A 26,812-nucleotide genomic window follows, 5' to 3' on the forward strand; every position below is an offset into this window, starting at 1 on the left:
TCTTTTCCAAATTCTGAAATGAGCCAGCCTTGAGCTGGCTTTTTTGCTTTTGAGTGCAGCGTGTTTATAAACACTTGCTCATAAATACGCTGTATTGATCTAGTTGATAATCTGCAAAGGGGCCGCATTCTTCAAAGCCGTGTTTGCTGTAGAGGTTTCGTGCAGGTGTAAAGAAGTCTTGAGTGCCTGTTTCTAAACTGATTTTAGTGAGTTTGTTTTGCTTGGCGCTTTCCAAAATGAATTGCAAAAGGTGAGAGGCGACGCCTTTGTTACGAGCAGCTTCGGTGGTGCGCATGGACTTAATTTCACCTTCTTGGTTGCCTAAGTCCTTTAGTGCGCCACTTCCTAATAATATGTCACCTTCCCAGATGGTCCAAAAGGTAATGTTTGGTTGTTGAAGCTCGCTTAGGTCAAGGGCATGAACACTTTCCGCTGGTGAAGTGGCGTACATATCATCAAGGTGCTCGATTAGTAATTGTCGTACTTCAGGGCCAGATAAATCATCCACTCGGATTTCCATGAGCTTGTTTCCTCTTCGTAATAAATAGCGTATTAAATAATTTATACCTTTTTAAAAGCCATTTTTGAACTCTTTAGAAATCACATCTGCACTCTTCAAAAATCATCTCTCTACTCTGCTAAGATATCGGCAAAGGAAAGTCAGCAGGTATACTGCTTAAAAGAAGACACTATTTTGTAGGCACATATGACAAACAGATTGAGTTTACGAGCCGCGGCGTTAAAAGACGCAAAGACATTGTTGGCGTGGCGTAATGATCCACAAACACGGGCGGCGTCACACAATACAGACGAGGTTCGTTTAGAAGATCATCTTGCTTGGCTTGAGTCCTCTTTAAAGAAGCCAGAAGTGCGACGTTTATGGATAGCAGAATTAGATGGCAAGCTGGTTGGAACCTGTCGAGCGGATAAAGAAGACGATGGATGGGAGCTGTCTTGGACGGTTGCTCCAGAAGCCAGAGGACAAGGTGTTGCCCATAAGATGCTGTCGCAACTTATCGAAAGCTTCCAGCAACCACTGACGGCTCAGGTCAAAAAGGACAACATGGCGTCCATGAAAGTGGCTGACCGCTTGGGGTTTGTTGTAGAGAAAGAAGAAAATGGTGTGCTTTTTTATCGCCGCTAGTGAGGAAACTCAGTCGTCAAACCGAATGCGCACCTTTGCCTTAGCGTCGCCTTTTTCCTCTTCTGAAGGTTGGCGCAATGGCTCAACCAGTTTTTCTAATCCATTGATCTTGATTTCCAACGCCAGTTGCAGCCATTGTCCCAAATTACCACTTGGCCAGCCTTTATTCGCAAACCAGAGTAAATATTCTTCAGGTAAATCCACCAATACACGACCTTGATACTTACCAAAAGGCATGGTTTGACGGGCAACTTGGATGAGATCTTCTTGGGAAAACATGACGCTCACTTAATCATTAACAGTGGTCGTATTTAAACATAAAATGTGAAAAAAACCGCCTTCTACTTTGTTTGCTTATATCATCCAGTGAATAAGCCGAAAATCTCTTATCGAAAGGTGCTGTTTTCAGCAAAGCGAGCAATTAAATAATCGCAAACAGCGGTTAATTTAGGCGATGCTTGTCGCACTTTCGGGTAAACCAACCAAACTCCGCTGTAAGGGTATTGATATTGAGGTAAAAGGGCGATTAACTTTCCTGAAGCGAGGTCGTCATTAACGTAATAATCTGGTAACTGTGCGATTCCTAAGCCTTTTTTTACGGCATCTAATAAAGCCAAGCCTGAGTTACTGCGGTACTGGCTGGTGATCTTAAGCTCTTTTCTCTGACCATTTTGTTGAAACTGCCAATGGTTTGTTGAACCAGTTAAGCATTGGTGTTTGTTCAGTTCTGCCAGTGTGTGTGGCATGCCGTGTTGATCTACATATTCTCGTGAGGCACAAAGATACTCGACACGATTGCATAACCGGCGAGACAAATGGCTAGAATCCTTCATGGAACCCATGCGAATCGCCAAATCATAGCCTTCTTCGATTAAATCCACAGGGCGATTTGTCAGGTGAAAATCCAACTCTATTTGTGGGTGCGTTGATAAAAAATCGTTCATTAACGGTGCGATATAACGTTCACCAAATGTGGTAGCACAGGTCATTTTAAAACTGCCAATAGGCGCTTGGTTGAGAGACGAAATCACTTCTTCTGCGCTGCTCAGTGCGCTGGGTAAATCTCGGCAATGCTGATAATAGAGCTCGCCTGATTCACTTAAACGAATTCGCCTTGTGGTGCGGAATAATAAAGTGGTGCCAAGGTCTGTTTCTAATTGGGAAACCAAACGACTGATGTGTGAGGCGGAAACATTTAATTGACTGGCCGCAGCGGAAAAACTCCCTTGGCGCACAACTTCAACAAAGGCTTCCATAGCTTCCCAATTTTTCATAAATGTCTCTTTTTTTCTGAAGGTGGATAATTGTTATATTATAACCAAATTGAGATGTTTTTAAATGATTGTTGTTATATGGCAACAATCATTTTCTGAAATAGCTATTATCGCGCTAATTTTTTAGGACTAAGCTCTGTGTTATTGGTCATTAAAAACACACACTTTGGAGAACACTATGAAATGTAAAGCCGCTGTCGCTTGGGGCCCAGGCCAACCACTTAAAATCGAAGAAGTTGATGTACAAGATCCGCAAGCAGGTGAAGTCTTGGTTCGTATGGTGGCAACGGGTGTTTGTCACACAGACGCCTTTACCTTATCGGGTGAAGATCCAGAAGGCATTTTCCCAGCTATTCTTGGTCACGAAGGCGCGGGCATTGTTGAAGCCATCGGCGAAGGCGTCACGTCTTTAAAAGTGGGCGATCACGTTATTCCGCTTTACACCGCAGAATGTGGCGAGTGTAAATTCTGTAAATCAGGCAAAACCAACTTGTGCCAAGCGGTTCGTGAAACCCAAGGTAAAGGCGTTATGCCAGACGGAACAAGCCGTTTCAGCATCAACGGCGAGCCAATTTACCACTATATGGGAACCTCTACATTCGCGGAATACAGTGTGGTAGCCGAAGTGTCTTTGGCGAAAATCCACGTAGACGCGCCATTGGAAAAAGTCTGCTTGCTCGGTTGTGGTATCACCACGGGCATTGGCGCAGTATTGAACACAGCGAAAGTAGAAGAAGGCGCAACCGTTGCCGTGTTTGGTTTGGGCGGCATTGGTTTGTCGGTTATTCAAGGCGCACGCATGGCAGGCGCAGGTCGTATTATCGCCATCGACATCAACGAAGCGAAATTCGAAATGGCGAAACAATTCGGCGCGACAGACTGCATCAACCCGAAAAAATTCGACGCGCCAATTCAGCAAGTGGTTGTCGACATGACAGACGGCGGCGTGGATTACTCTTTTGAATGTATCGGCAACGTCGACCTTATGCGTTCAGCGCTTGAGTGTTGCCACAAAGGTTGGGGCGAATCCATCATCATTGGTGTGGCGGGCGCAGGCCAAGAAATCTCCACTCGTCCGTTTCAATTGGTCACTGGTCGCGTATGGAAAGGCTCCGCATTTGGTGGCGTAAAAGGCCGCAGCCAATTACCGGGTTACGTGGAAGATTACATGAATGGCAAAATCGAAATCGATCCATTTGTGACTCACACAATGGGCTTGGAAGACATCAACAAAGCGTTCGATTTGATGCACGAAGGTAAGAGTATTCGTACCGTGATCTTATTTGATCAATAGGGAGTAGGAAGATGGAATTACTGTCTAGCACAAAAAGCCATGGCGGTTGGGTGAAGCGCTATCGCCATGAAAGCGCATCGGTAAAAGGCGACATGACCTTTGCGATCTACTTGCCACCGCAAGCGGAAACACAAAGCGTGCCTGTGTTGTATTGGTTGTCAGGTTTGACCTGTACAGATGAAAACTTCATCCAAAAAGCTGGCGCGTTTCGTAAAGCGGCGGAGCTAGGTTTGGCGATCGTTTGCCCAGATACCAGCCCGCGTGGCACGGACTATCCGAATGAACACGAAAGTTACGACTTCGGCTCTGGTGCGGGCTTCTATGTGAACGCCACGGTTGCGCCATATTCGAATACCTATCGCATGTACGATTACGTGGTGAGCGAACTGCCAAGCTTGATCGAGGAAAACTTCCCTGTGACAGACAAACGTTCGATCACAGGCCATTCCATGGGCGGACATGGCGCCTTGATTTGTGCCTTAAAGAACCCAAGCAAATACCAGTCGGTTTCGGCCTTCGCGCCCATCGTCAACCCAACCAATTGTCCTTGGGGCGAAAAAGCCTTCACAGGATACTTGGGTGAAGACAAAACCACTTGGAACGAATGGGACGCGACTTACTTAGTGGAAACAGCAGAAGAGCGTTTACCTCTGCTCATCGACCAAGGCGAAGCCGATAACTTCCTAGTGGAACAACTAAAGCCTGAAGCCTTAGAAGCCGCCTGTGAAAAAGTTGGACACCCGATCACGCTACGCCGCCAAGCGGGCTACGACCACAGCTACTTCTTCATCGCCAGCTTCATCGACGAGCATTTAGAACATCACTCTAATGCGCTAGGCTAATTATCGCCTTAGAATAAAAAAAGCGAGCTCCGGCTCGCTTTTTTTATTTATGACACCTTGTCTTATATTTTGTAGGGCATGATGAGCGAAGCGTAATCTGCCATCTCACGTAGGTTGGTCTTTAGACCAAAAAATATAGATTTTTAAGGTTTGATAAGTAAAAGCTTTTTCACTTGATAGTGTTGGCTAGCCCAGTCTGACGTTACAGCGCACCGGTACTTTGTTAAGCGTTCTACTTTATCCATAATTAAATGAATATTTTGATTAATTATTGGCTCATGATGTGCGATTCGGTTTCGAAGTTTTCTAATTTTTTCTAAGTCATTGAAAATACTACTTCGTAATTGCTCTAGGGGAATCGTGACTGGGGCATTTGGAAATGATAGGTGTAAGTTAGGTAGCCAGAATTGCTGATCATAACGGCTGACAAACATTTGTTGCCAAAAATTAAATGTAAGCTCTGGTATCACCTTACTTGTACGCTTGTTTATACCTCGTTTGCTTCGAGCCTTTATTAATTCTTCTCGAAACCTTCGTGGTAATGTTCGCTCTAAACTTTGTTGCCATGGCCATTGGTGACCAAATTGTGATTCAAAAATTTCAGCGACTGCGTTTCTAATTATAATCTCACAGATATGCATAGGTATAAGTAGAGCCGCTGATATTTGGCTATTCCATATATAGAGCTCTAAGGCTTTTGTCTGATTTTGGTTGGTTGCACTAAGGTAGGTTGTCATCCGTGGACGAGAAAGCGCTTTTAGAATGGGGGTATGAGGCATCAGAAATCCTTATCTATGCTTTGTTGTTGGTTAACTTTACATCCGTTTATGCTGTCTGAGCAATAATACCGATAGACTGAGCGAAGATGTTTTGATCTATATTTTTTAGGTGTATAAAAAATACGCTAGAAACCAAGAACAAGATTAACTATAATCCAGTTGTGAGCTACTTGGATCGTGGGCGATAAGCCTCCCTCGTAGACAATTGTAAGAAAGCCCGTGTCTTTTGATACGGGCTTTTTTTATGCCTGTTTAAAAAAACGTAGGTTGGTCTTTAGACCAACAAAGGGAGTATTAGCTCTCTCATGGATAAAGGACTAGCGACGCGACTGAAACAAAGGAAAAACCGCGCGCGGCTTTTTAGAGATATTAAAATTGACAGACTCGACTTAGAGCGAGAATATGAAAGACTTACAAAGGGAAGTGTTAATTTCAATAATCTGAAAAAATGCTCTGTAAAAGCCATTAAGAGACAGAATAAACTGTTAGGCAGGAGTGTTAATAGAGAGTTATGGTCGATTTCCAAACATTATACAGAAAATGCTCAAGAGCCAATCTATTAGGAAAACCTTGTCATGAGTTGCAGGATTTTTTAGATAAAAGCGGCAGTATTTTAGCTATTAATGAACATACAGTATCTTCTTTTAAAGATATTGAGGGTTATGCGGTCCAAACTGACGCGTGTCGAGCATTTTTCCCAAAGCAAACTGTAGCTGAACTGAAGGCTAGCTCTCATTTAGATTACATTCGTGAACAATGCCTAAAAGTAGACTTTGTAACACCTCCTTTCATGCAAAATCAATTCTTAGGTGAATTTGCGAAAGCTATAGAAACTGGAAGTGATTTAGAAAAGATTGCTGAAGAATTCGCTCCTAGAATGTATGGCTTAGAAGGGATTTCAGCTTTAAGTGTCGATATCTACCGTAAGAATAGTGACTTTACAAAGTATTCAAGTCAAATTGATGAGTCAATTGAAGCATTCTATCTAGGCTTGAATCGTGTAGCTATTACCTCTCTGATGCCATGTATTGAAGGAATTATTCGGGATATAGGTATAAAAATTGGAATCCCTTGTGAAGAGCATGTAAACGTAAAAGATTTTGTTAAGATACTTGAAAAAATACAACAAAGAATAATTACAAATTTAGTATTTTCTGGCTTTGATTGGGTGCCAAGTGATTTTAAAAGTATATCTCTTCATGATGGATTTAATGAACAAATACAAATGGTAGAAAGTCTAAAGTATTTTTTAAAAAATGGTCTATATCAACATACAGCCTCTTACCAAGGAAGCACAAATCTAAATAGGAATGGAGTCGTACATGGATTTATTACGGATTTCAGTTCGCCTGTTAATTTTTATAGATTAATTACAGTACTTAATATGCTTTATGTTTGTTCTATATTAACGGGAAATAATGGCAGCTTCTTTCATCCGCCAACTAGTGATGAGTCAAAGGTATTAGAAAAAAGATTAGCCAGTATAATAACATTTCAAAGAGTTTTAAACGGAAGTGCCTAACAAGTGCGTGTAATCTGACAGTCAAAACTGTCACTTTTTGTGCGGTGGATCTGCACAAAAACCGCCATTTTTTCCTGCAGTTGACGCAAGCGTTCAAGCGTTAGGTTTCATACACTCAATGGAGAAAGAAATGAAGTATATGTCACGAGCTATTCTAACCTTATTGGTTGCCACGTTGCTTTCTAGCTGCGGACTATCAAAAGAAGATATTCGCGAGACTGTCAAAACATCTATGCAAGAAACCTTGAACAATGATCCAAGTTTCCAAGAATACAATATGCAGGTTGATGGTGTTCAAGTTTTCCATCGTGGGGGTAACAGCTATAAAGGTTTAGTAGCTATTAGGTACAAAGGACGTTCGCATGATGTATCAGTAGAAATCCTAGTAGATGGTGACAATGTTATGTGGGAAGCAAGTCCTGGAGCGTTTATGTTTGTAATTCAAGAGGAACTGAAACAATTAGAAAACTTATTTAAGTAGCTAATTAAGTTGCCAACTTAACAAGTTACTGTTGTCGCGCTTTGTGTTGGGACCGCCTACGCTTCGTTTCGGCGGCCCCAATTATTACAAAAGCGCTCCACAGCATGTGCGGATGAGCAAGACATCACACTTCAAAAAAGCTTTTTTACATCTCTGTAAAAATTCTCGTGAGAGCCAAGTGTGAGCAATTCAAGCACCAAAGCCCCATCTTCATAGCTGTAGCCCAGTAAGGTCAGTTGTTTGGCCATTTTGAATTTATAGACTCGCATGAAAGCAAGGTCGCCTTTCTTTTGTTCTCCCAGTTTTGGCTCTTCCATTAAGCCTCGGATCGCCTTATCAAGATCTGTCTTCTGGTTTTTGTGAAGTTTCTTGACGGCTTTTTTAAAGCTTGAGGTCTGTAATACTTGGATGTTATTCGCCAAATTCGTAGACCTCTAATTTTCCTGCTTCTTTTTCTGCTTTGGCGATAATGGCTTGTTTGACAAACTCATAAGGAAGGTCTGGGTTGTCTTCCATCATTTCACCAATTTTCGCCCAATGTTCGATTTGCTTTGGTGGTGTTCGGTTGAGTGCTTTAGCCATAATGGTCGCTTTCTCAACTAACTCTTGGTCTAGTCTAATGCTTGCTGTTGCCATGATTCTTTCCTCATTTATTCTCTATCATTGTAGTAAGTTGCTACAGGTGTGGCAATGGGCTTCATCAGGAAGATGCAGCAAAAAATAGTAAGATTAATTAAGTTATGAGCGACTTGGTGGGCGATAAGCTTCCCTCGTAGACAATTGTAAAAAAGCCCGTGTCGTTTGATACGGGCTTTTTTTGATTTAGACGTCTGTGACTGGCAACAAGGTGTCTTGTGCGTTTTCTATCTCTTCGGCGATGTCTTCGTCATCTTCCGAGAAGTAGGCGACGTGGAACATGGCTTCGCCTTCTTGCACGAGGGGGATGTTCTGTTGGCCGATTAATATGCCTGCTCGGCTTGCGATGACTGAGTCAATAATGTCACCGTATGGGTTACCAATATTGGCTAAGGTGTCGCCTTTTTTAATCTGGTCGCCTAGCTGAAAATGGTTGTTCACCACACCGCTTGCGTTCGCTCGTAACCATTGGCTGCCGTTGGCAACAAACGGCGTGATGGCTTTTTTACGAGAAGATGATTTGCGCATCATGCCTAAATATTGCAATACGTTTGTGATGCCTTTTATGCCTGCCAAAATGGAAAACTCATCAAAACGCAGCGCTTCACCCGCTTCATACAACAAAACTTTGGTTTTGTGTCTTTCGGCGGCTTCACGCAATGAACCGTCAATAATATTGGAGTTCAATATCACAGGCACACCAAAGGCTTGCGCCAGCTCTTTGGTTTCCGCGTCCGATAAATCAGCACGAATCTGTGGCAAGTTAGAGCGATGAATCGCGCCTGTGTGCAAGTCGATTCCGTAGTCGCAGTGCTTAACGATTTGATTCAAAAAGGTATAAGCCACGCGACCAGCCAAAGAACCTTTTGCCGAACCAGGGAAGCAACGGTTTAAGTCTCTTCTGTCTGGCATGTAGCGGCTTTGGTTTACCACGCCGTAAACGTTCACCATAGGCACAGCAATTAAGGTGCCTTTGGTGAGTTTGAAGTTCTTTTGGTTGATCAGCCGACGAATGATTTCAACACCGTTTAGCTCATCGCCATGCACCGCCGCGCTGATAAAAATAGTCGGCCCTTCTTTTTTCGCACGAGTGATATAAACCGGCAAAGATACATCGGCACCGGTATAAAGTTTAGCAACGGGTAATTCGATTTTTTTCGTTTCCCCTGGCGCGATGTCAAATTCGCCTATTGATAATATCGCCATAACTTTCTCCTGTATTTCTTTAATGGCCAATGTGGCTTATTGGTCTCGTGGTAGGTTGACGTTTTCTTCGATAAAGTCGAAAACCATGCCTGCCACATCTTTGCCTGTTGCGGTTTCAATGCCTTCAAGGCCAGGTGAAGAGTTTACTTCCATCACCATTGGGCCATTTTGAGAGCGAAGTAAATCAACGCCACAGAAGTTTAAGCCCATGACTTTTGCTGCATTGATGGCGGTTTCTTGCTCTTCTTGAGTCAATTTAACGATCTCAGCGCTGCCGCCACGGTGTAAGTTAGAACGAAACTCGCCTTCTGCGCCTTGGCGTTTCATCGCGGCAACAATTTTTCCGCCGACTACTAGACAGCGAATGTCTGCGCCGCCAGCTTCTTTAATGAATTCTTGCACAAGAATGTTGGCTTTTAATCCCATAAAAGCTTCGATAATGGCTTCCGCGGCTTTGGTTGTGTCAGCCAATACCACGCCAATGCCTTGCGTTCCTTCAAGCAATTTAATTACAACTGGCGCGCCACCAACGTTTTTGATCAAGTCTTTGATGTTGTCTGGTTTGCTGGCAAAACCTGTTCTTGGCAAGCCAATGCCTTTACGAGATAACAACTGCAAAGAGCGTAATTTGTCGCGAGAACGGCTGATTGCAACAGAGTCATTCACGTTAAAGGTGCCCATCATTTCAAACTGGCGAGCCACGGCGGTACCGTAAAATGTAATAGACGAGCCAATGCGTGGAATGATGGCGTCGTATGTTGGTAGCTCTTCACCGTGATAGCGCACGGTTGGGCGGCTGCTGGTGATGTCCATGTAGCAATGCAATGTGTCGATGATGTCGACCTGATGGCCTTTGGCTTCGCCTGCTTCTTTCAAACGTCTTGTTGAATAAAGGTTTGGGCCTCTTGATAAAATAGCAATTTTCATAGTGTTTTCCTCTGTGGCTCGCCCTTATTAGCAAGGCTGTTTGATTTGATCGGCGCAGTGTATAGTTGAAAGTTCAAACAACAAAACGATATATTATGATGTCTTTGATCAAAAAAATTGATTGGTGAGTAAGCGTGAAAATTGAGTTATTACAGACCTTTTTAGAAGTCAGCCGAACCTTAAATTTCAGAATGGCGGCGGAAAATCTTTTCATCACGCAATCTGCGGTGAGCGCTCGAATCAAGCTGTTAGAAGACGACCTTGGGGTCTTGTTGTTCGATCGAAGTCATAAGCATTTGAAGCTGACGCCAGAGGGAAATCGCTTTATAAAGCACGCGAACGAGCTGATTTTTATGTGGCAAAAAACCAAGCACGATGTGGGGATTGCAGAGAATGACACATACCAATTGACCATTGGTTCCATGATGTCGATTTGGGATATCGTGCTACAAGATTGGCTGCAGAAAATTCATCGTAATTTAGAAGACGTGAGTTTATTCACCAGTACTTATTCCACGCCAGAGTTGAATAAAAAGGTGTTGAGTCGAGTCATCGATATTGCCTTTGTGTTTGAACCGCCTTTCACGGAAGATTTTGTGACAGAAAAGGTCGCTACCGTTCCTTTGCATTTGGTGACGACCGACCCTGATTATAATGGCGTGGGCAAGTTAGAAAATTATGTCATGGTGGATTATGGGGAGTCTGTCAATATTCAGCACATGCGCGCGTTTCAAGATTCGCCACCAGCAAAACATCGTATGAGCCAGCCTAGAATCGCGCTCAATTATATATTAGATGCGGGCGGAAGTGCTCACTTGCCACGACAAATGACGTTTGAATATGTGCAGAAAAACCAGCTGTTTATCATTGAAGATGCGCCGGTTTATTCCCGAGAGATCTTTGCTATTTACCTAGCGAAAAGCCAAAAAGTCGACATCATTGAGCAAGCCATCGAGCTGTTTCCTTACTTGTCTCGATGATGCTTTATGAAAGCTGAAACGCCTTGCAGGATTCGATTAATTCGTCGATGTCCATGTGTTGCTCGGCGCTGTCGGCGAGTCGATTGATTTCGCTGTCGCGGAATTGGTCGTAATCAAAATGATTGGCTTCTTGTACGCCTGACCACTCTAACAATGCACTGAGGGCTTCTGGGTGATCAAAAACTCCGTGAAGATAAGTGCCAATGATCTTGTTGTCTGCTGAGATAAAACCTTCTTGTTCGCCGTCTTCAAGAGTCGAGAAATGACGGACTTCTTTGGCAAAGCGCGATACGCCTGAGTGAATTTCGTAGCCAGTTAGTTGGCTTGTGCGGTTGTTTAGGCTAAGAGTGCCTTTGCGCTGTTTGAGTTGTTTGTCTTTTTCTAAAACTGTTTCCATTGGAATAAAGCCAAAGCCTGACGATTCCGTGTTGGCTTGGTGATTTTCTAAGCCTAATGGGTCCAGTAGTTTTTCTCCTAGCATTTGAAAGCCACCGCAAATACCGATAATTTTTCCGCCGTATCTTAAGTGTTTGTTCAAATAACTTTCCCAGCCTTCGTTACGTAAGAAAGCCAAATCGCTCTGTACACTTTTGCTGCCGGGCAAGATAACCAAGTCGGCTGGTGGAATGACTTCATTCGCGCCAACCAAGGTTACTTGAACATCTGGGTGAAGGCGCAACGCGTCCCAATCTGTATGATTGCTGGTGCGCGGCATGATAGGAATCACTATGTTGAGCTTGGTGTTGGTTTCTGTTTTGAGTGGGCTTTTGGTGACAGCGTCTTCCGATTCTAGGTGGAAGCCAGTTAAGTAAGGCAAAACTCCTAAAACTGGTTTTCCTGTTCGTTCTTCGAGCCAATCTAAGCCGGATTGCAACAAGCTAATGTCGCCACGAAAACGATTAATCACAAAGCCAATGACGCGATCTTGCTCACTCTGACTGAGCAATTCCAATGTGCCGACAAGGTGAGCAAATACGCCGCCTTTGTCTATGTCGGCAATGATGATAACAGGACAATCAACGCTTTCGGCAAACCCCATATTGGCGATATCGCGGGCGCGTAAATTGATTTCGGCTGGGCTGCCGGCACCTTCGATCAGCACGGCGTCGTATTGATCAGCAAGTCGATAATAGGATTCTAGCGCGGCTTCTTTGGCGACGGTTTTGTATTCGTGATAACCAACGGCGTTCATGTTGCCAATGGCTTTGCCCTGAATGATGACCTGCGCGCCTGTGTCTGTGTTTGGTTTTAGTAGAATGGGATTCATATCTACGTGGGCTTCTAAACCGGCGGCGTAGGCTTGTACGGCTTGAGCGCGACCAATTTCGTTACCGTCGTTTGTGACGGCGCTGTTGAGTGCCATATTTTGCGGTTTAAAAGGCGCGACCTTGATACCGCGTCGAACAAGTAAACGGCACAAAGCGGTTACTAGGGTACTTTTTCCGGCGTCCGAGGTTGTCCCTTGGACCATTAAGCTAAAAGCTGGCATTCAGTTCATCACGCTTTAAATCAATAAGGTGATAGAATTCTACCTTACCTTCTTGTCTTGTTAAGTGAAAAAACGACCTATATTTATGATCCTTTCTAATTCAGACAGTATTTTTACTGGTTTCTTTGAGGTGTTTTCCACCACCAGCTTAATTCTTGTAGCGGCTTTGGTATTGGATCGCCTGTTAGGCGAACCAAAAAGCTGGCATCCACTTATTTGGTTCGGTCGTTGGGTGGATCTTTGTCGCCAATATACTCAATCGCCTTTAGATGAAAACACTCAGACACAACGCTTGTCGGGCGTTCAGGCTTGGCTGTTGGCTGTGGTGCCTTGGCTAATTCTTTTGTTGGTTTTGTTTTGGGTGTTACCTAATTGGCTAGATCATGTTCTGTCTGTGATTGTTTTGTATTTTGCCATTGGTTGGCAAAGTCTGCGGGAACACGCTTTAGCTATTTATCAGCCTTTGTCCACAACCCCAATTACCACAAAAAAACTGGATGAAGCACGCCTTGCTGTTAGCTATATCGTTAGCCGAGACACCAAAAGCTTGGATGAATCGGATGTGGCGAAGGCGGGTATTGAATCCGTTTTGGAAAATGGCAGCGATGCGATTTTTGCACCGATATTTTGGTTTCTTATTCTGGGCGCTCCGGGTGTTTTGTTGTACCGACTGGCGAATACGTTAGACGCCATGTGGGGCTATAAAACAGCAGAGCTTTTGCACTTTGGTTGGTTTGCGGCGCGTTTTGATGATGTATTGAATTATGTGCCAGCTCGATTAGTGATTTACAGTTACGCAGCTTGTGGCTACTGGCATAAAGCGATTCGTAGCTCACGCCGTGAGTCTGCGCGTTGGAAAAGCCCAAACGCTGGCCCTGTTATGGCGGCAGGCGCGGGTGCTTTGGGGATTTTGCTTGGTGGCGAAGCTCAGTATTTTGGTAAAACAGAAACCAGGCCCGTTCTTGGTGATGAAGAGGGCGATGACAATATGAAGCCCGAGCCAAGGCATTTAAACGAGGCGATTTTGCTGGTGGATAAAAGCGTGTATTTATGGGGATTGATAATATGTCTTCTGGTCTAACTCCTACTGAAAAAGAGTCCTCTGGACAAGCGGTTTCGAAACTCAATTCCGCGCCACCAAAGCACGGTGGTGATTTGGCTTATTGGCAGCGTAAAGTCGGCAATCAAGCCTTAAATTGGCTGGATTTATCTTCTGCTTGTAACCGTGAACCTTGGCCCATTCCGACCATAGAGCCGGAACATTGGATGTCTTTACCAGATCAAACCGCTTTGTTGGACGTCGCAGAAAACTATTATGGTCGCCGACCGACGGCGTTAGGTGCGGGTTCGCAGCATATTATTGAATCTTTACCACTTTTGGTGAAAGAGAGTCGCTCTCTGAAAAGTAACATCGTTTTTGTGCCGAGAATCGGTTACCAAGAGCATGCTTTTGCTTGGCAGAAATGGGGCTTTGAATTGGCTTATTATGATTCGATTGCCGCCTTGCTTGATGAAGCATTTGCTGTGGCTGTGATTATTCAACCAAATAATCCAACAGGCGAATGGGCAGAGGCCGACACCTTGTCTGCGGTGATTCAACATGCAGAACAGCAGGGCGCCAGTTTGGTCGTCGATGAGGCTTTTATTGATCCTTGTCCAGAGCGCAGTTTATTGGCGCAGAATGCGTTTGAGTCCTGGCCTGAATCCTTGTTTGTGTTGCGTTCTGTTGGCAAGTTTTTTGGTTTGGCTGGCGCTCGTGTCGGCTTTGTTTTTTGTGCGGATAAGTGGCAAACAATACTGAAAAACTTAATGGGCCCTTGGCCTGTTGCGACACCGAGTTTGCATTTAGTTAGCTTGGCTTTTGCGGATGTGGAATGGCAAGCGCAAGCCATCGATTCCTTGAAACGCCGCCAGACGGCTTTTATTGAGCGAGTGATGCCTAAGTTCAATACGATCTTTGATTCTCAAGACAGCGTGCTGAATCCTCTCTTCATCACTTGGACGTTAGACAGCCATGAATACGCGGAGCAGGTATTCGACATGCTGCATCAAGTCGGCATTCATACTCGACTTGGCGAAGGTTGGATTCGTGTTGCCTTGCCGGCTATGGAGGAAATTCCTGTGCTCGATAAAGCGCTTATTCAATTGTTAAGAGGCGCGGGTGGGCAGAATCAAGGCCCAAATGCTGGAATGACGAGAGGAGAATTGGCATGAAGCATTTAGTGCTTGGTGGTGTTCGCAGCGGCAAAAGTGCTTTTGCTCAAGAGCAAGTGGCCGCATCTGGTAAGCCAGTTTGTTATGTGGCGACTTCCCAAGTATGGGATGACGCCATGGAAAAGCGGGTGCAATTGCATAAAGAAAATCGCCCTGCAGAATGGCGTTTAATTGAAGAACCGCTGGCGCTTGCGGATGTATTAAACTCGCTGAACTTTCCTGATCAAGCCGTCATTGTGGAATGCTTTACCTTGTGGCTGACGAATCTTCTTTGTTTGGAAGACGAAGATCGATTGGCGCGAGAGAAGCAGGCTTTATTGAAAGCAGTAGAAGCATTCCAAGGTGACTTGGTTTTGGTGTCCAGTGAAGTCGGGTTGGGCATTATGCCAATGAACGCTTTGGCAAGGCGATTTGCCGATGAAGCAGGCAGTATGAATCAATCTTTGGCTAAATTGACCAATCGGGTAACTTTTGTTGCGGCAGGCCTACCTATGCCGTTAAAATCGGATTTTTAGAAATGATTTCTTTAAAAATGGCCTCATAAAAACTGATAGTGCGAAAGCGTAGGAACTTCGATGACCCCTTATTCAAAAGATTTCCCTGTATCGTGGGAAGAGTTACACAGAAATGCACGTGCTTTGTCTTGGCGTTTGCTTGAACAAGGTCCATGGAAAGGCATCATTGCAATTACCCGTGGTGGCTTGGTTCCTGCCGCTATTTTATGCCGTGAAATGGACATTCGTCTGATCGATACGATTTGTGTCGTGAGCTACAAAGAAGGTGAAGCAGGCGAAGGTGCCATGAAACAAGGTGACCTGAATGTACTGAAAGGCGTTGAAGGAGATGGCGAAGGTTTTATCTTGATCGATGATCTTGTTGATACTGGACGCACAGCGGAAAAAGTTCGTGAAATGCTGCCAAAAGCACACTTTGCAACGATTTATGCAAAACCTGCAGGTAAGCCTTTAGTGGATACTTTTATCACGGAAGTAAGCCAAGATACTTGGATTCGTTTCCCTTGGGATATGGAATACACTTTTTCTACGCCACTTGCTGATCGCCAAGGTAAGTAGTCTCTTTTCTTGATAGGCTTTTAATGGCTTATATCAAATAAAGTGGAAGAATTTGCAAATTAACACAAATCTCTCATTTTATTTACGTTCTTTTCAGCTAACTTGTCACAAATACTTTTGTAAAATAAACGATTCAAAATGCTTTTTTGAGTCGTTTATTTTTTATTGCTCCTATTTCAAGACACTAAGGATTAAATTATGGTCAAAGTGCTAACCCGAGTTCTCCTTACTGGCATGTTATCGTTTGCGATTGCTGCGCCTGTCTTGGCTGAAGGCTTCGTTGCTCGTGCTCAATTCTCGACAGCGGTTATCGATCGTGAACCCATTGATGATATCGGTAATGTTGTAAAAGTGGAGTACGGTGAAATTCAACGTGTGTACTTCTTTACGGATTTACGAGAAATGTCTGGGCATCAAGTTGTTCATCGCTGGAAGTTAGACGGTGAAGATCAAGCGGATGTGGCGTTTGAGATTGGTGGTGATCGCTGGCGTGTATGGTCAAGCAAACGTCTTATGCCAGGATTTGATGGCACATGGAGTGTCGATGTGGTGTTGGACGGTCAAGTAATTGATAGCCGTTCATTCGATTATGTAGATGAATATTAAAAAATGGTGCATCCTTAAACAATAAGCTTTTTGGTCATTGGTGAAATAGGAATGACCTCGATGTAACGCTATTGATTAAGGATTACTATGCCTCATTTACGTGTTCGTGGACTGTCTTTTGATGAGTTAGAATCAGTTGCTGATATTCTCATTGAAAGCATGGCCGAAATAACTGATACGCCTAATTCTCACTTTACGCTTGAATACCAACCGACGACCTATCTTGTCATGGGCGGTGCTTCACCTGCTTATCCATTTTTCGATATTTTATGGTTTGATCGTGGTGATGAAATAAAGCAAAAAGTGGCTTCTTTGATTGAGGAACTATTTCGACCTTTAGTGGACAGCGGTCAAGATATTACCGTTTTGTTCCATGATATTAAGGGTAAGGATTACTACGAAAACGGTGAACATTTCTAAAAAAACGCCTTCTTAAAAGAAGGCGTTTTTGTTTGTAGAGCAATGAAATATAGGCTTAGCAGTCGAATTATTCGCCGTGATCTTCTCTCACCATCTCAGCCCCTTTTTCCGCCACCATCATAGTGGGAGCATTAATATTGCCTGAGGTGATGTTTGGGAAAATCGATGCGTCGATGACTCTAAGCCCGTCCACCCCGTGTACTTTTAAACGATTATTCACGACCGCACTGTCTGGGTTTGGCCCCATGGCGCATGAGCCACATAAGTGATAAATCGACCCTGCATTCTCACGATAATATTTCATCATGGATTCATCATCATGCACGGCTGTTTTACCCGGAATCACTTCTTCTTCGGTGATTTCTTGCAGCGCTTCAGTGTCCATCAATTTTCGAATTAAACGACTGCCTTGCAACACTTCCTCGAAATCTTCCTCGGTCGATAAGTAATTTGGCTTTATGAGAGCGGCATCTTCAGGGTTATCCGATGCGACTTCAATGCTGCCTCGACTGGTTGGTCGACAAGAGTTAAATGCCACTAAAAAACCAGAGTAGGGATCTGGGTTCATGCTGGCATTTGGATCGTTCGGAATACGATAAGAGATCGGATTGAAATAGAGCTGAATGTTCGCCAAAGGGCTGTCTTCAGAACCTTTCAGAAAGCCACCCGCCTGATTCACACTCAAAGAAAGAGGGCCAGTGCGATTCAATAAATATTGTCCAAGCGCTTTTGCTTGAGACCAATAAGAAGAGAACACATCATTAAGCGTCTTCACATTGGCGCGATAGTAATAGCTGACACACAAGTGGTCTTGGAGGTTTTGGCCGACCGCAGGAAGGTGTTGCTTCACAGCAATGTTGTTTTTCTGCAATAACGCCTGATCACCAATGCCTGAAAGCTGTAACAGCTTAGGTGAATCCACCGCGCCCGCACAGAGAATTATTTCCCGTTTGGCATGGTAGCTTTCTGTCGCGCCTTGATTGCGCGACTTGTGTTTGGCTAATACACCGACAGCCTTATTGTTCTCATCGAGTAAGACTTTTTCGACCATGTGAACGTGCTTCATGGTCAAGTTGGGGCGTTGTAATGCAGGCTTTAAGTAAGCTGTGTTACTGGAATCTCGTTGGCCATTTTTAATATTGGCTTCATAGACGCCTGCACCTTCAAAATGCTCACCATTAAAGTCATCATTCAACGGATAGCCTAATTCTTCTGCCGCTTTTAAGTAGTTCTGGCAAATCGGGTGGGCGTCGTCCTTCATCGGAAAAATGCCCATCATGCCTTTGCTAGAGTGGTACTCTGTATCGCCAGCAGGGTGTTGCTCCAACTTTTTGAAGTAAGGCAACACATCTTGATAAGACCAACCTTCATTGCCAGCCGCTGCCCAATCATTAAAGTCAGCGGCTTGACCACGTACATAAATCATCGCGTTAATCGAACCTGAACCGCCCTGAACTTTACCTCGTGGAGCATAAAGTTTGCGATTGTTCAGTTCCGCTTCTTCTTCGCTGTAATACATGTAGTTATAAGTCGGGTTGTAGTAAGTCTTTGCAAACCCGACAGGAAGCTTAATCCAAGGGGAAACGTCTTTGCCGCCAGCTTCAATCAGCAGCACAGAAAATTTCCCTGATTCGCTGAGTCTATTGGCGATAATGCACCCTGCAGACCCAGCACCGACAACAATAAAATCGTATTCCACTTTTATCTTCCTTACTTCGGTGCTGGTACTTTTTTCCAGTCGTCTGAAGATTGTTCTTTTACATCATAAGGTCTTGGATCCATCGATAGATGAAGTGTCTTACCTTTATATGGAGAACATGCTTTGACGACATCCATGTTTAATTCAACGCCCAATCCAGGCTTTTTAGATGGAATGATGTAACCATCACGCCATTCGATTTTCTCTTTCAGAACTTCAGCATGGAAGCCATCCCAAGTCCCGATACTTTCTTGGATTAGGAAGTTTGGTGTTGCCGTTGCAAGTTGAATACTTGCGGCAGCACCCACTGGGCCATTGTATAAATGGGGAGCGATTTGCGCGTAGTACGCTTCAGCAATACCGGCAATTTTCTTGCCTTCTAAGATACCGCCGACACGTCCTAAGTTCATTTGCAAAATAGACGCTGCGCCATTTTTCAGCACATCATGGAATTCATATTTTGTGGTTAAGCGCTCGCCGGTAGCAACTGGGATGGTTGTTTTAGCGGCAACGCGTCCCATGGCTTCATTTTGTCCCGGTGGCACTGGCTCTTCGAACCACATAGGATCGAATGGCTCAAGGTATTTCGCCAAGCGAATCGCAGAAGCTGGCGCCATTTGACCGTGTGTGCCAAAGAGTAGATCACAGCTATTTCCTACCGCTTCACGAACGCGTTTGCAGAAAGTCGCGGACTTTTCCATTGCTTCCAATGACAGCATGTAACCAGAGTAAACAGAGTAAGGGCCAGCTGGGTCGAATTTGACAGCTGTGAAGCCTTGCTCTTTGGCGATAATCGCCGCTTCAACAGCCAACTCAACATTGTCGTAGTTGTAGCTGCCATCTCTGTCTAGCGGGTAAAGATAAGTGTAGCAACGCAGCTTATCGTGGATTTTTCCGCCAATTAATTCATAAACAGGCTTGTCTGCCGCTTTACCTATGATATCCCAGCAAGCCATTTCTAATCCGCTGACAATGCCCATCATGGTTAGGTCTGGGCGTTGAGTGAAGCCACTTGAGTAAGCTTCACGGAAAAAACGCTCCACATGATGAGGATCATGCCCTTTTAGATAGCGATCGAATACATCGTCTATGGCTTTACTCACCACTTCAGGATGAAAGGTTGCAGCGTAAACTTCACCGATACCTTCTATGCCACAGTCGGTGTGTAAGCGGACAAAGATCCAATACATTCCGCCAACGTGAGGAGGTGGTGTTGCTACAATGTGTGTTTCGCAGGAAGTAACTTTCATGCTAGTATCTTTTTCCTTTTCGTCATGTTTCTGAGTTTAAGAACGGTGAATACGCCAATAAAACCAGTAATTGAGATATAACCAAAGTAAAGGTTATAAACGGTTATGCCTTCATAATGAGCAGCGATGAAGCTGTAAATTTGAGGCAAGAAAATGTCTGGTGTATAGGCGATAAGTGAAATAATACCAATTGCTAATCCTGTTACATGCAATGGGATATGACAGTTATCAAGTATTGACCAGTATAGACCTCGAACAGCGTAGGTCATGACGCCTATGAGAAGCACAATGGCTAATAACCCATAAACGGTATTTAGTTGTGGAAAGAAAATCATCATTATCAGTCCCAGAGCAGATACGCTCATGGCTAGTGCTAATATATTTTCTTTACCAAATTTGTCTCCTAAAAAGCCTGCTCCAATGCCACCGATTGGGCGCATCCAGAGTTTTGCAACCGTAATAAAGCCTGCTGTAACAGCGGTGACTTCATAGCCTTCTTGCATAAAAGCAGAGAAGGAATAAGTGGCCCAAAACAATTGATAACCACATAAAATCACAACCGCCACTAGCCATACTTCTGGTATTGATAACAGCGTTTTAAAGTCACGGATCAAGTTGCCTTTTGTTGTAACTTTTTGCTCATCATCTTGCTTCGCGTCGCTTGCCTTTAGGAATAAAAAGATTAATACACCAACAGCAATACAGAAGTATGAATACATATAAATCACTTTCTTAAGCGCTAATGTATTACTGCTAGCATCCACTTCAATTGTATAAGCAAAGATAGAAATAGCGATGGTAGCCAAAACAGCCTCTACAAGACCTCTACCACCGTCTAACATGCCAAAAAATCGTCCTTGTTCATTTGGCTTAGCTAGAATTTTGACACCTTTAATCATCGATGCCCAAAATGTCAGACCTGCGAATATGCCCCATGACATGAATATGTAAACTAAATACTCTTTCGATGGGATAGAAGCGAACCAAAGCCCTAAAGCGCCTGTTCCCACCATCGAGATAGTAACTAACATACGAGGCGTTAACCTGTCTGCTAACCAGCCACTTGGGAGGTAACAAACAAAATACATCACACCTAGCATGGAATAATAGTTTCCTAAATCTCCTGACGTTATTTGAAAGGCCTCCAAAATAGAAGTTTCAAAGTTCTGTCGCAGATAGAGCAATGGGTAAATTGCGCCAGCTGCTAAAAGAAGTAAAAGAAACTGAAAGTATCGTTTTAATTGATCATTTTTTTCTTCGCGGTTCAAAACCTTAGCTTGAGTGTCTAACATTTTTTTTATCTCTATCAATTGTTGTTTTTATTAAGAGCATTTTTTGGTCTTTAGGTGTGTCTGCTTTGCTCTATCTTGGCAAATGTCAGGCACAGACCGATTAGCAGCACGATCTTTTGTGATTACATCAAAATGAAATCACAAAAGCCGCGCCGCTAAATTTTTTATAACAGTAAATAAATTCGAAAAATTAGTAGTTCAATACAACAAGTCGAGTTTGAGTAAACTCCAACATGCCGTGTTTGCCATCATCTCCACCTAGACCAGAGCGTTTCCAACCAGCGTGGTAACCTTGATAAGGATCAGAAGGTGTGCGGTTGATGTAAACCTCACCTGCTTCGATGTTGTTGGCGACTTTCATAGCAGTACGGTAGTTTTCTGTGTAAACCACAGACGCCAAACCAAATTGGTGGTCGTTTGCTAGTTCCAATGCTTCATCAATGTTGCTGTATTTCAATACAGGTAAAACAGGTCCAAAGATTTCTTCTTGAACGATTTCCATATCTTGGCGGCAATGAGTCAACAATGTAGGTGGGTAGAAGTGGCCTTCGCCTTCTGGGATATATCCACCAAGTTCTAGCTTCGCGCCATCATCAATGGCACGCTCAACCATTTGATGGATATTCAAACGTGCATTTTCATTGATAAGTGGTCCCATGAAAGTTGGGTTGATCGCACGATCACCAAATTGTCTTTCTGTCATTTGAACGCGAAGTAAATCAATGAATTCGTCGTAGATGGACTCATGAACATACACTCGTTCAATCGCAGTACAAAGCTGTCCACAGTTTGTTGTTTTAGATGCAACAATATCTTTTGCTGCTTTTTCTAGATCTGCATCGGCTTCAATAATCGCAGGTGATTTACCGCCCAGTTCTAGAGACGATTTTGCGATGTTTACTTGAGAGTATTCCAAGACTTTTCGACCCGCGCCAACGCTACCCGTTAAGGTAATCATGCCAACTTTAGGGTGAGTACAAACACTTTCCGCTGTGGCGTGATCCATGGTTAGGATATTCACAACACCAGCCGGAATACCTGAATCTTGAATTGCTTTGGCAATTTCAAAAGCAGAACAAGGTGTGTTGTTACTTGGGCGAACCACTACAGCATTGCCTGTAATCAAAGCCGGAGCGATTTTGCGCAATAGCGTATACACAGGGTAGTTAAAAGGAATAAGGCATGCGACAACGCCAATAGGCTCACGTTGTAGCAATAGGTTTTCATTCGGTGTGTCACTCGGGATGATTTCACCTTCAATACGACGCGCCCATTCTGCATGGTAGCGAGTAATATCGGCCGCGTAGATAGCTTCGTTTGTTGCGTCTTCTAAGCTTTTTCCAGATTCGTTTGCCAGTGCTTGTCCGATGGCGTCTTTACGAGCTACTAAGGCGTCGGCCAATTTATGCATGTAACCAGCACGTTCAACACTGGTAAGTTGACGCCAGCCTTTTTGAGCGGCTGCAGCGATATCAACGGCTGCCAATGCATCAGTTGTAGATGCAGCAGAGACTTGTGCAATGGCTTGGCCAGTAACTGGGCTGTATACAGGAATGGTGACGCTGTTGCTGTCAGAATCATTGTAAAAAGCGTTATTTACAAAGTTTTGATCGGTTCGCATTTTAGAATACCTTCACTATGAATGGGTGGATGGTAAGTAATAGGTGGATAGTAAGGTGGCATCTTATGTGAGTCAAAAATAATTCTATATAGAGAATTATTATTTCAAATATGAAAATAGTGATGTATATTTTTGTTTTTAAAGGCTAATTTCTTATTGTTTAGTGAGATTTTGGCTCTTAGTCTTTTCTATTTTAAAGGTCGAAAACTCTGTAATGCCTTATTTTAAAAGGGTTGGCTCTAATGAGTAAAAAATGAAGTTTTGGCTACTTTATAGAATATTTTTTAACAGCCTGTCTGAAGGCGAGAAAAAAGCCGATTTTAATAAGTATTTTTTCGTATATGGAATAATAGCGGAGTGAATATGGCTCAGAATGAAAAATCCAAAGCTCCAGCGGTAGATGGTGCTGTCTTAATTATTGATCTTTTGGCAAGCGCTGGCTTTCCATTAACCTTATCGGAGATCTGCGAGCAAACAGGGCTGCCTTCCGCCAGTTGTCATCGTATTCTTAATGCCTTGTTAGACCATCAAATGGTAGCGTTAAATATGAGCCGTAAAAAGTCGTATTCGATCGGCTCGAAAATCTTTCAAGTGGCTTCCACTATTTACAGTAAGCAGAGCTTGATTCCTTTCTTTTACCCCATCGCAGAAATACTAAAAAATGAGATTCATAAGCCTATTTTTTTGAGTATTCCTGTGGGTGATACCGTAGTTGTTGTCTCTAAGTTAGAGTCCTCTTTGAACAGCGCGTTTAATTTGCATATTGGCCAAACTCTGCCTTTGTATTCGTCGGCATCTGGTAAAGCGATTTTGTCTATGTACAGCGAAACTCAGCAGCAGAATTACTTAAATGGGCAAAAGCGAGTGAACCCTAAGATCGTAGAGGAGTTGCCTAAAATTAAGGAAGACTTAGGCCGAGCAAAGCGATTAGGTTATGCAGTTAGTCAGGGCGAAATAGAGCATCATGTGAGCAGTATTGCTGCGCCTATTTTGAATCTCAGAAATGAGCCTATCGCCGCCATTAGTACAGGAATCAGTGATGAATTTCTGTCGGATCAGAATGCGCGAGATTATTCAAAAAGGCTGATACAAGCCGCTCGTCAATTGTCGTCACGTATCGTTTAAGCTGAGGTGCAAAAACAGAAAAGCCTTAAAAAGCTTCGGACTTTTTAAGGCTTTGTTCAGTTAAATCGTGAAAAGCTTATTGCTGAAATTCGTAGACACTGCCAAGTTTTAGAATTTGAGTTAACTCATCTAAAGCGTTTCGGCTTTCAATAAGCAGCATTGGATCGGCAAGATCTGCTTCTCTCAATTCATCACGGTAATGTTTATCCACCCAAAGATTTAGGCGATCAAACAAAGCATCGTTCATCAATGTGGCAGGGTTGATTGCGTTACGTTCTGCTTCAGTTAAAGCCACTCGCAAACGTAGACATGCAGGCCCACCGCCGTTGCTCATGCTTTGTTTAAGATCAAACACCTTCACTTCATTGATTGGCGATTTACTTGCAACTAAATCGTTTAGATAAGCCCAAACAGCAGGATTGTTCTCACACTCGCCAGGCACAACCAACACCATGTCATTATCGCCACGGCTTAGCAGCTGGCTGTTGAACAGGTAAGAACCTATACAATCTTCCACGGAAACTGCGCTGCTTGGAACTTCGATTAAATGAAACTCAGAAGCTCTTTCACCCCAAGCAGCAAGCAAGTCTTGCTTCATTTTTGCCGTATCAAGAAAGGCTTCTTGGTGATAAAAATGTGCGTTGCGATTACCGACCGCAATCACGTCGTTGTGGAAAACTCCGGCATCGATCACCGCTGGACTTTGCTGTGCATAAACCACTTGGCTTTCAAATAAACCATGCGTTCGAGCCACAGCTTGAGATGCTTCTAGTGTGTGTCTCGCTGGGAATTTTGTCGGGCGAGGTGCCTTTTGATTAAAGGCTTCCATACCGTAAACAAAAAACTCTATGCCTTGTTCGCCGTATTGGTCACAAAAACGCGTGTGGTTTGCCGCACCTTCATCACCAAAGCTCTCAATACTCGGTAAAGCAGGGTGGTGAGCAAAGTGCGCTTCGTCATTGAAAGTCGCTTGTAAAATAGCACCAGTGGTTTCATGTTCAATTGAGCGATGGAACTTACTCGCTAAGTTCGCTGGTGTGAAATGCACTCGACCGTCTTTTGTGTCACCACTTGGCGAAACAGTGGCCGCGTTGGCTGTCCACATGCATGACGCAGAGCTGACCGCCGCTAACAGCTTAGGGGATTGTTTTGCGACTTTCTGTAAAACATCGGCATCGCTGCCTGTGAAGCCAAGTTTGCGCAGCGTTGGCATGTGTGGGCGCTCATGCGGTGCTAGAACACCTTGCACAAAACCCATATCCGCCAAAGCTTTCATTTTAGTTAGGCCTTGCTTCGCTGCAGCTTTCGGGTTGGAAGCGCGAGCCGAGTTATTCAATGAAGCGACATTACCAAAAGAAAGGCCGCTGTAGTTGTGGGTTGGGCCCACCAAGCCGTCAAAATTGGCTTCTGTTGCTTTATTCATAATCGATTCTCTGTTCATTTTTAGTGGCGACTAAAGTTAAAGTGTTAAGCCGTGCCCAAGTTTTTCAGGCATGCTCAAACTGTCGGCTTCGATGCTCGAGACAGGGTACGCACAATAATCGGCAGCGTAATAAGCACTTGCTCTGTGGTTGCCGCTGGCGCCTGTTCCACCAAATGGTGCGCTACTTGCTGCGCCTGTTGTTTGGCGGTTCCAGTTGATAATGCCAGCACGGCTGTGTTGTAAGAACCACTCATATTCCGCTTGATCGTCTGATAGCAAACCTGCAGACAAGCCAAATTGTGTATTGTTGGCAATCGTCATGGCTTGATCTAAAGAGTCGTAACGGATCACAGTGAGTAGAGGACCGAAATATTCCTGATCTGGTAACTCACTCAGCATGTTTGTAGCATCCACAATGCCGGGTGTCACAAAGCCAGTGTTACTGTCGCCGCGAGTCATTTCGAGCAATGGCTCAGCTCCCAACGCAACCAGTTTTTGGTACGCTTGCATTAATCCGTCAGCTGCTTGTGCCGATACGACAGGCCCCATAAAAGGCTGTTCTTCTGCATCGAAACGGTCAATGCGCAATGCTTTCGTTGCTGTAATGAGTGATTCTAAAACAGCGTCTCCAAGTGCTCCTTTTGGTAGAAGTAAGCGACGAGCACAAGTACAACGCTGACCTGCTGAAATGAAGGCCGATTGGATGATTTCATGCACCGCGGCTTTTTGGTCGGCTACTTTTTCAGAAACCAATAGTGGGTTATTTCCGCCCATTTCTAGAGCCAAAACCTTACCTGGGTGTCCGGCAAAATCTTTATGCAGAATATGACCAACTTGTGGGCTACCTGTGAAGAACAAACCATCGATGCCTTGATGATTCGCCAACGCAACGCCAGTTTCTCGCTCACCTTGAACCAAGTTAAGCACACCTGCTGGTAAGCCAGCTTGCTCCCATAATTGGATGATAAGGTCAGAAGTGGCAGGTGCCTGTTCACTTGGTTTGAATACCACTGTGTTACCCGCAATCAATGCAGGCACTATGTGACCATTCGGCAAATGACCTGGGAAGTTATAAGGGCCAAATACGGCAACAACGCCATGAGGACGATGACGTAATCGAGCGGTTGCACCTGGCATAGGCGTGGTTTTCTCGCCTGTACGCTCATGATAAGCCTGCTTGGAAATGGCGACTTTACCCACCATAGCCGCAGCTTCGGTACGTGTTTCCCAGATTGGCTTGCCGGTTTCTCGGCTAATCACTGTGGCAATGGCTTCGCTGTTTTCTTTTACCAATGCGGCAAAGGCATCAATGATGGCAAGACGTTCCTCAAGTGGGCGGTTTGCCCATGTTGGAAACGCATCTCGTGCAGCACAAATCGCTAAATCAACTTGTTGAGCTGTGGCGCTGTTTGCTTGCCATACTTGGCTTGCATCTGCTGGATCAATAGAGCGAAAAGCATTACCTTCGCCTGCGAGCCATTGACCATTAATATAATGTAACTGTTTCATGATAAC

General features: G+C 44.1%; 28 protein-coding genes. 13 read left to right on the forward strand and 15 right to left on the reverse strand.

Annotation, left to right across the window (positions count from 1 at the left end):
* Positions 1–64: 64 nt before the first annotated feature.
* Complete coding sequence (locus AC0L46_RS10990) at positions 65–520, reverse strand: GNAT family N-acetyltransferase (RefSeq protein WP_473503587.1); 456 nt, start codon at positions 518–520, stop codon at positions 65–67.
* Positions 521–706: 186 nt separating this feature from the next.
* Between AC0L46_RS10990 and AC0L46_RS10995 the strand changes: the two genes are divergently transcribed.
* A complete protein-coding gene (locus AC0L46_RS10995) occupies positions 707–1,144 on the forward strand; it encodes a GNAT family N-acetyltransferase (protein ID WP_473503589.1) in 438 nt (145 codons plus the stop codon).
* Positions 1,145–1,153: 9 nt separating this feature from the next.
* On the opposite strand, the gene AC0L46_RS11000 is transcribed toward AC0L46_RS10995, so the two are convergent.
* Complete coding sequence (locus AC0L46_RS11000) at positions 1,154–1,423, reverse strand: DUF3820 family protein (RefSeq protein ID WP_473503591.1); 270 nt, start codon at positions 1,421–1,423, stop codon at positions 1,154–1,156.
* 107 nt (positions 1,424–1,530) lie between these two features.
* Entirely contained in the window at positions 1,531–2,418 is an 888-nt protein-coding gene (locus AC0L46_RS11005; protein ID WP_473503593.1) for a LysR family transcriptional regulator, read from the reverse strand.
* A gap of 178 nt (positions 2,419–2,596) precedes the next feature.
* On the opposite strand from AC0L46_RS11005, the gene AC0L46_RS11010 reads away from it, so the two are divergent.
* Both AC0L46_RS11010 and fghA read left to right on the forward strand, forming a co-directional pair.
* On the forward strand, positions 2,597–3,712 hold the full coding sequence (locus tag AC0L46_RS11010; protein WP_473503595.1) for an S-(hydroxymethyl)glutathione dehydrogenase/class III alcohol dehydrogenase: 1,116 nt from the start codon (positions 2,597–2,599) through the stop codon (positions 3,710–3,712).
* Positions 3,713–3,723: 11 nt separating this feature from the next.
* Positions 3,724–4,554, forward strand: coding sequence for an S-formylglutathione hydrolase (gene fghA, locus AC0L46_RS11015; RefSeq protein ID WP_473503597.1), 831 nt, complete (start codon positions 3,724–3,726; stop codon positions 4,552–4,554).
* 143 nt (positions 4,555–4,697) lie between these two features.
* Here the strand turns inward: fghA and AC0L46_RS11020 are convergent, their stop codons facing one another.
* Positions 4,698–5,333 (reverse strand): hypothetical protein, encoded by a 636-nt coding sequence (locus tag AC0L46_RS11020; RefSeq protein ID WP_473503599.1) that lies wholly within the window; start codon positions 5,331–5,333, stop codon positions 4,698–4,700.
* 511 nt (positions 5,334–5,844) lie between these two features.
* Between AC0L46_RS11020 and AC0L46_RS11025 the strand changes: the two genes are divergently transcribed.
* Both AC0L46_RS11025 and AC0L46_RS11030 read left to right on the forward strand, forming a co-directional pair.
* Entirely contained in the window at positions 5,845–6,855 is a 1,011-nt protein-coding gene (locus AC0L46_RS11025) for a hypothetical protein (RefSeq protein ID WP_473503601.1), read from the forward strand.
* Between the two features lie 130 nt (positions 6,856–6,985).
* Positions 6,986–7,336 carry a hypothetical protein gene (locus AC0L46_RS11030; protein ID WP_473503603.1) on the forward strand — a complete coding sequence of 117 codons (351 nt, stop codon included), beginning with the start codon at positions 6,986–6,988 and terminating at the stop codon, positions 7,334–7,336.
* Between the two features lie 131 nt (positions 7,337–7,467).
* On the opposite strand, the gene AC0L46_RS11035 is transcribed toward AC0L46_RS11030, so the two are convergent.
* The 4 genes from AC0L46_RS11035 to rimK all read right to left on the reverse strand — a co-directional run bounded on the left by AC0L46_RS11035 (position 7,468) and on the right by rimK (position 10,105).
* Positions 7,468–7,758: a type II toxin-antitoxin system RelE/ParE family toxin gene (locus AC0L46_RS11035; protein WP_473503605.1), complete on the reverse strand. Its 291-nt coding sequence runs from the start codon at positions 7,756–7,758 to the stop codon at positions 7,468–7,470.
* Positions 7,748–7,972 (reverse strand): TA system antitoxin ParD family protein, encoded by a 225-nt coding sequence (locus AC0L46_RS11040; protein WP_473503607.1) that lies wholly within the window; start codon positions 7,970–7,972, stop codon positions 7,748–7,750. The genes AC0L46_RS11035 and AC0L46_RS11040 overlap by 11 nt, the downstream gene beginning before the upstream one ends.
* A gap of 186 nt (positions 7,973–8,158) precedes the next feature.
* Positions 8,159–9,178, reverse strand: coding sequence for a succinylglutamate desuccinylase/aspartoacylase family protein (locus tag AC0L46_RS11045; RefSeq protein WP_473503609.1), 1,020 nt, complete (start codon positions 9,176–9,178; stop codon positions 8,159–8,161).
* A gap of 36 nt (positions 9,179–9,214) precedes the next feature.
* Positions 9,215–10,105, reverse strand: coding sequence for a 30S ribosomal protein S6--L-glutamate ligase (gene rimK / locus AC0L46_RS11050; protein ID WP_473503611.1), 891 nt, complete (start codon positions 10,103–10,105; stop codon positions 9,215–9,217).
* 134 nt (positions 10,106–10,239) lie between these two features.
* On the opposite strand from rimK, the gene AC0L46_RS11055 reads away from it, so the two are divergent.
* Positions 10,240–11,085: a LysR family transcriptional regulator gene (locus tag AC0L46_RS11055; protein WP_414680662.1), complete on the forward strand. Its 846-nt coding sequence runs from the start codon at positions 10,240–10,242 to the stop codon at positions 11,083–11,085.
* A 4-nt stretch (positions 11,086–11,089) separates the two neighbouring features.
* On the opposite strand, the gene AC0L46_RS11060 is transcribed toward AC0L46_RS11055, so the two are convergent.
* Positions 11,090–12,574 carry a cobyric acid synthase gene (locus tag AC0L46_RS11060; RefSeq protein WP_473503614.1) on the reverse strand — a complete coding sequence of 495 codons (1,485 nt, stop codon included), beginning with the start codon at positions 12,572–12,574 and terminating at the stop codon, positions 11,090–11,092.
* A gap of 85 nt (positions 12,575–12,659) precedes the next feature.
* Between AC0L46_RS11060 and cbiB the strand changes: the two genes are divergently transcribed.
* The 6 genes from cbiB (at position 12,660) to AC0L46_RS11090 (ending at position 16,887) form a co-directional block, all read left to right on the forward strand.
* Complete coding sequence (cbiB, locus tag AC0L46_RS11065; RefSeq protein WP_473503616.1) at positions 12,660–13,655, forward strand: adenosylcobinamide-phosphate synthase CbiB; 996 nt, start codon at positions 12,660–12,662, stop codon at positions 13,653–13,655.
* Entirely contained in the window at positions 13,625–14,788 is a 1,164-nt protein-coding gene (locus tag AC0L46_RS11070) for an aminotransferase class I/II-fold pyridoxal phosphate-dependent enzyme (RefSeq protein WP_473503618.1), read from the forward strand. The genes cbiB and AC0L46_RS11070 overlap by 31 nt, the downstream gene beginning before the upstream one ends.
* A complete protein-coding gene (gene cobU / locus AC0L46_RS11075) occupies positions 14,785–15,303 on the forward strand; it encodes a bifunctional adenosylcobinamide kinase/adenosylcobinamide-phosphate guanylyltransferase (protein WP_473503620.1) in 519 nt (172 codons plus the stop codon). Before AC0L46_RS11070 ends, cobU begins: the two co-directional genes overlap by 4 nt.
* Positions 15,304–15,363: 60 nt before the next feature.
* On the forward strand, positions 15,364–15,861 hold the full coding sequence (gene gpt, locus AC0L46_RS11080) for a xanthine phosphoribosyltransferase (RefSeq protein WP_347982783.1): 498 nt from the start codon (positions 15,364–15,366) through the stop codon (positions 15,859–15,861).
* Between the two features lie 198 nt (positions 15,862–16,059).
* Positions 16,060–16,467 (forward strand): DUF2914 domain-containing protein, encoded by a 408-nt coding sequence (locus tag AC0L46_RS11085; protein ID WP_473503622.1) that lies wholly within the window; start codon positions 16,060–16,062, stop codon positions 16,465–16,467.
* An 87-nt stretch (positions 16,468–16,554) separates the two neighbouring features.
* Positions 16,555–16,887, forward strand: coding sequence for a DUF1904 family protein (locus tag AC0L46_RS11090; protein ID WP_317004919.1), 333 nt, complete (start codon positions 16,555–16,557; stop codon positions 16,885–16,887).
* Between the two features lie 67 nt (positions 16,888–16,954).
* Here AC0L46_RS11090 and AC0L46_RS11095 read toward each other — a convergent pair whose 3' ends face one another.
* The 4 genes from AC0L46_RS11095 to aldA form a co-directional block, all read right to left on the reverse strand.
* Complete coding sequence (locus AC0L46_RS11095; RefSeq protein WP_473503624.1) at positions 16,955–18,586, reverse strand: GMC family oxidoreductase; 1,632 nt, start codon at positions 18,584–18,586, stop codon at positions 16,955–16,957.
* A gap of 11 nt (positions 18,587–18,597) precedes the next feature.
* Positions 18,598–19,836 (reverse strand): mandelate racemase/muconate lactonizing enzyme family protein, encoded by a 1,239-nt coding sequence (locus tag AC0L46_RS11100; RefSeq protein ID WP_414680651.1) that lies wholly within the window; start codon positions 19,834–19,836, stop codon positions 18,598–18,600.
* Complete coding sequence (locus tag AC0L46_RS11105; RefSeq protein ID WP_473503626.1) at positions 19,833–21,128, reverse strand: MFS transporter; 1,296 nt, start codon at positions 21,126–21,128, stop codon at positions 19,833–19,835. The genes AC0L46_RS11100 and AC0L46_RS11105 overlap by 4 nt, the downstream gene beginning before the upstream one ends.
* 190 nt (positions 21,129–21,318) lie before the next feature.
* On the reverse strand, positions 21,319–22,749 hold the full coding sequence (gene aldA / locus AC0L46_RS11110) for an aldehyde dehydrogenase (protein WP_473503628.1): 1,431 nt from the start codon (positions 22,747–22,749) through the stop codon (positions 21,319–21,321).
* A 363-nt stretch (positions 22,750–23,112) separates the two neighbouring features.
* Here aldA and AC0L46_RS11115 point away from each other — a divergent pair, with 363 nt between their 5' ends.
* Positions 23,113–23,874, forward strand: coding sequence for an IclR family transcriptional regulator (locus tag AC0L46_RS11115; RefSeq protein WP_317004915.1), 762 nt, complete (start codon positions 23,113–23,115; stop codon positions 23,872–23,874).
* Positions 23,875–23,950: 76 nt separating this feature from the next.
* Here AC0L46_RS11115 and astB read toward each other — a convergent pair whose 3' ends face one another.
* Both astB and astD read right to left on the reverse strand, forming a co-directional pair.
* Entirely contained in the window at positions 23,951–25,297 is a 1,347-nt protein-coding gene (gene astB / locus AC0L46_RS11120; RefSeq protein ID WP_473503630.1) for an N-succinylarginine dihydrolase, read from the reverse strand.
* Positions 25,298–25,333: 36 nt separating this feature from the next.
* Entirely contained in the window at positions 25,334–26,806 is a 1,473-nt protein-coding gene (gene astD, locus AC0L46_RS11125; RefSeq protein ID WP_473503632.1) for a succinylglutamate-semialdehyde dehydrogenase, read from the reverse strand.
* Positions 26,807–26,812: the final 6 nt, after the last annotated feature.

The organism is Marinomonas sp. 15G6-16 (assembly GCF_055809555.1).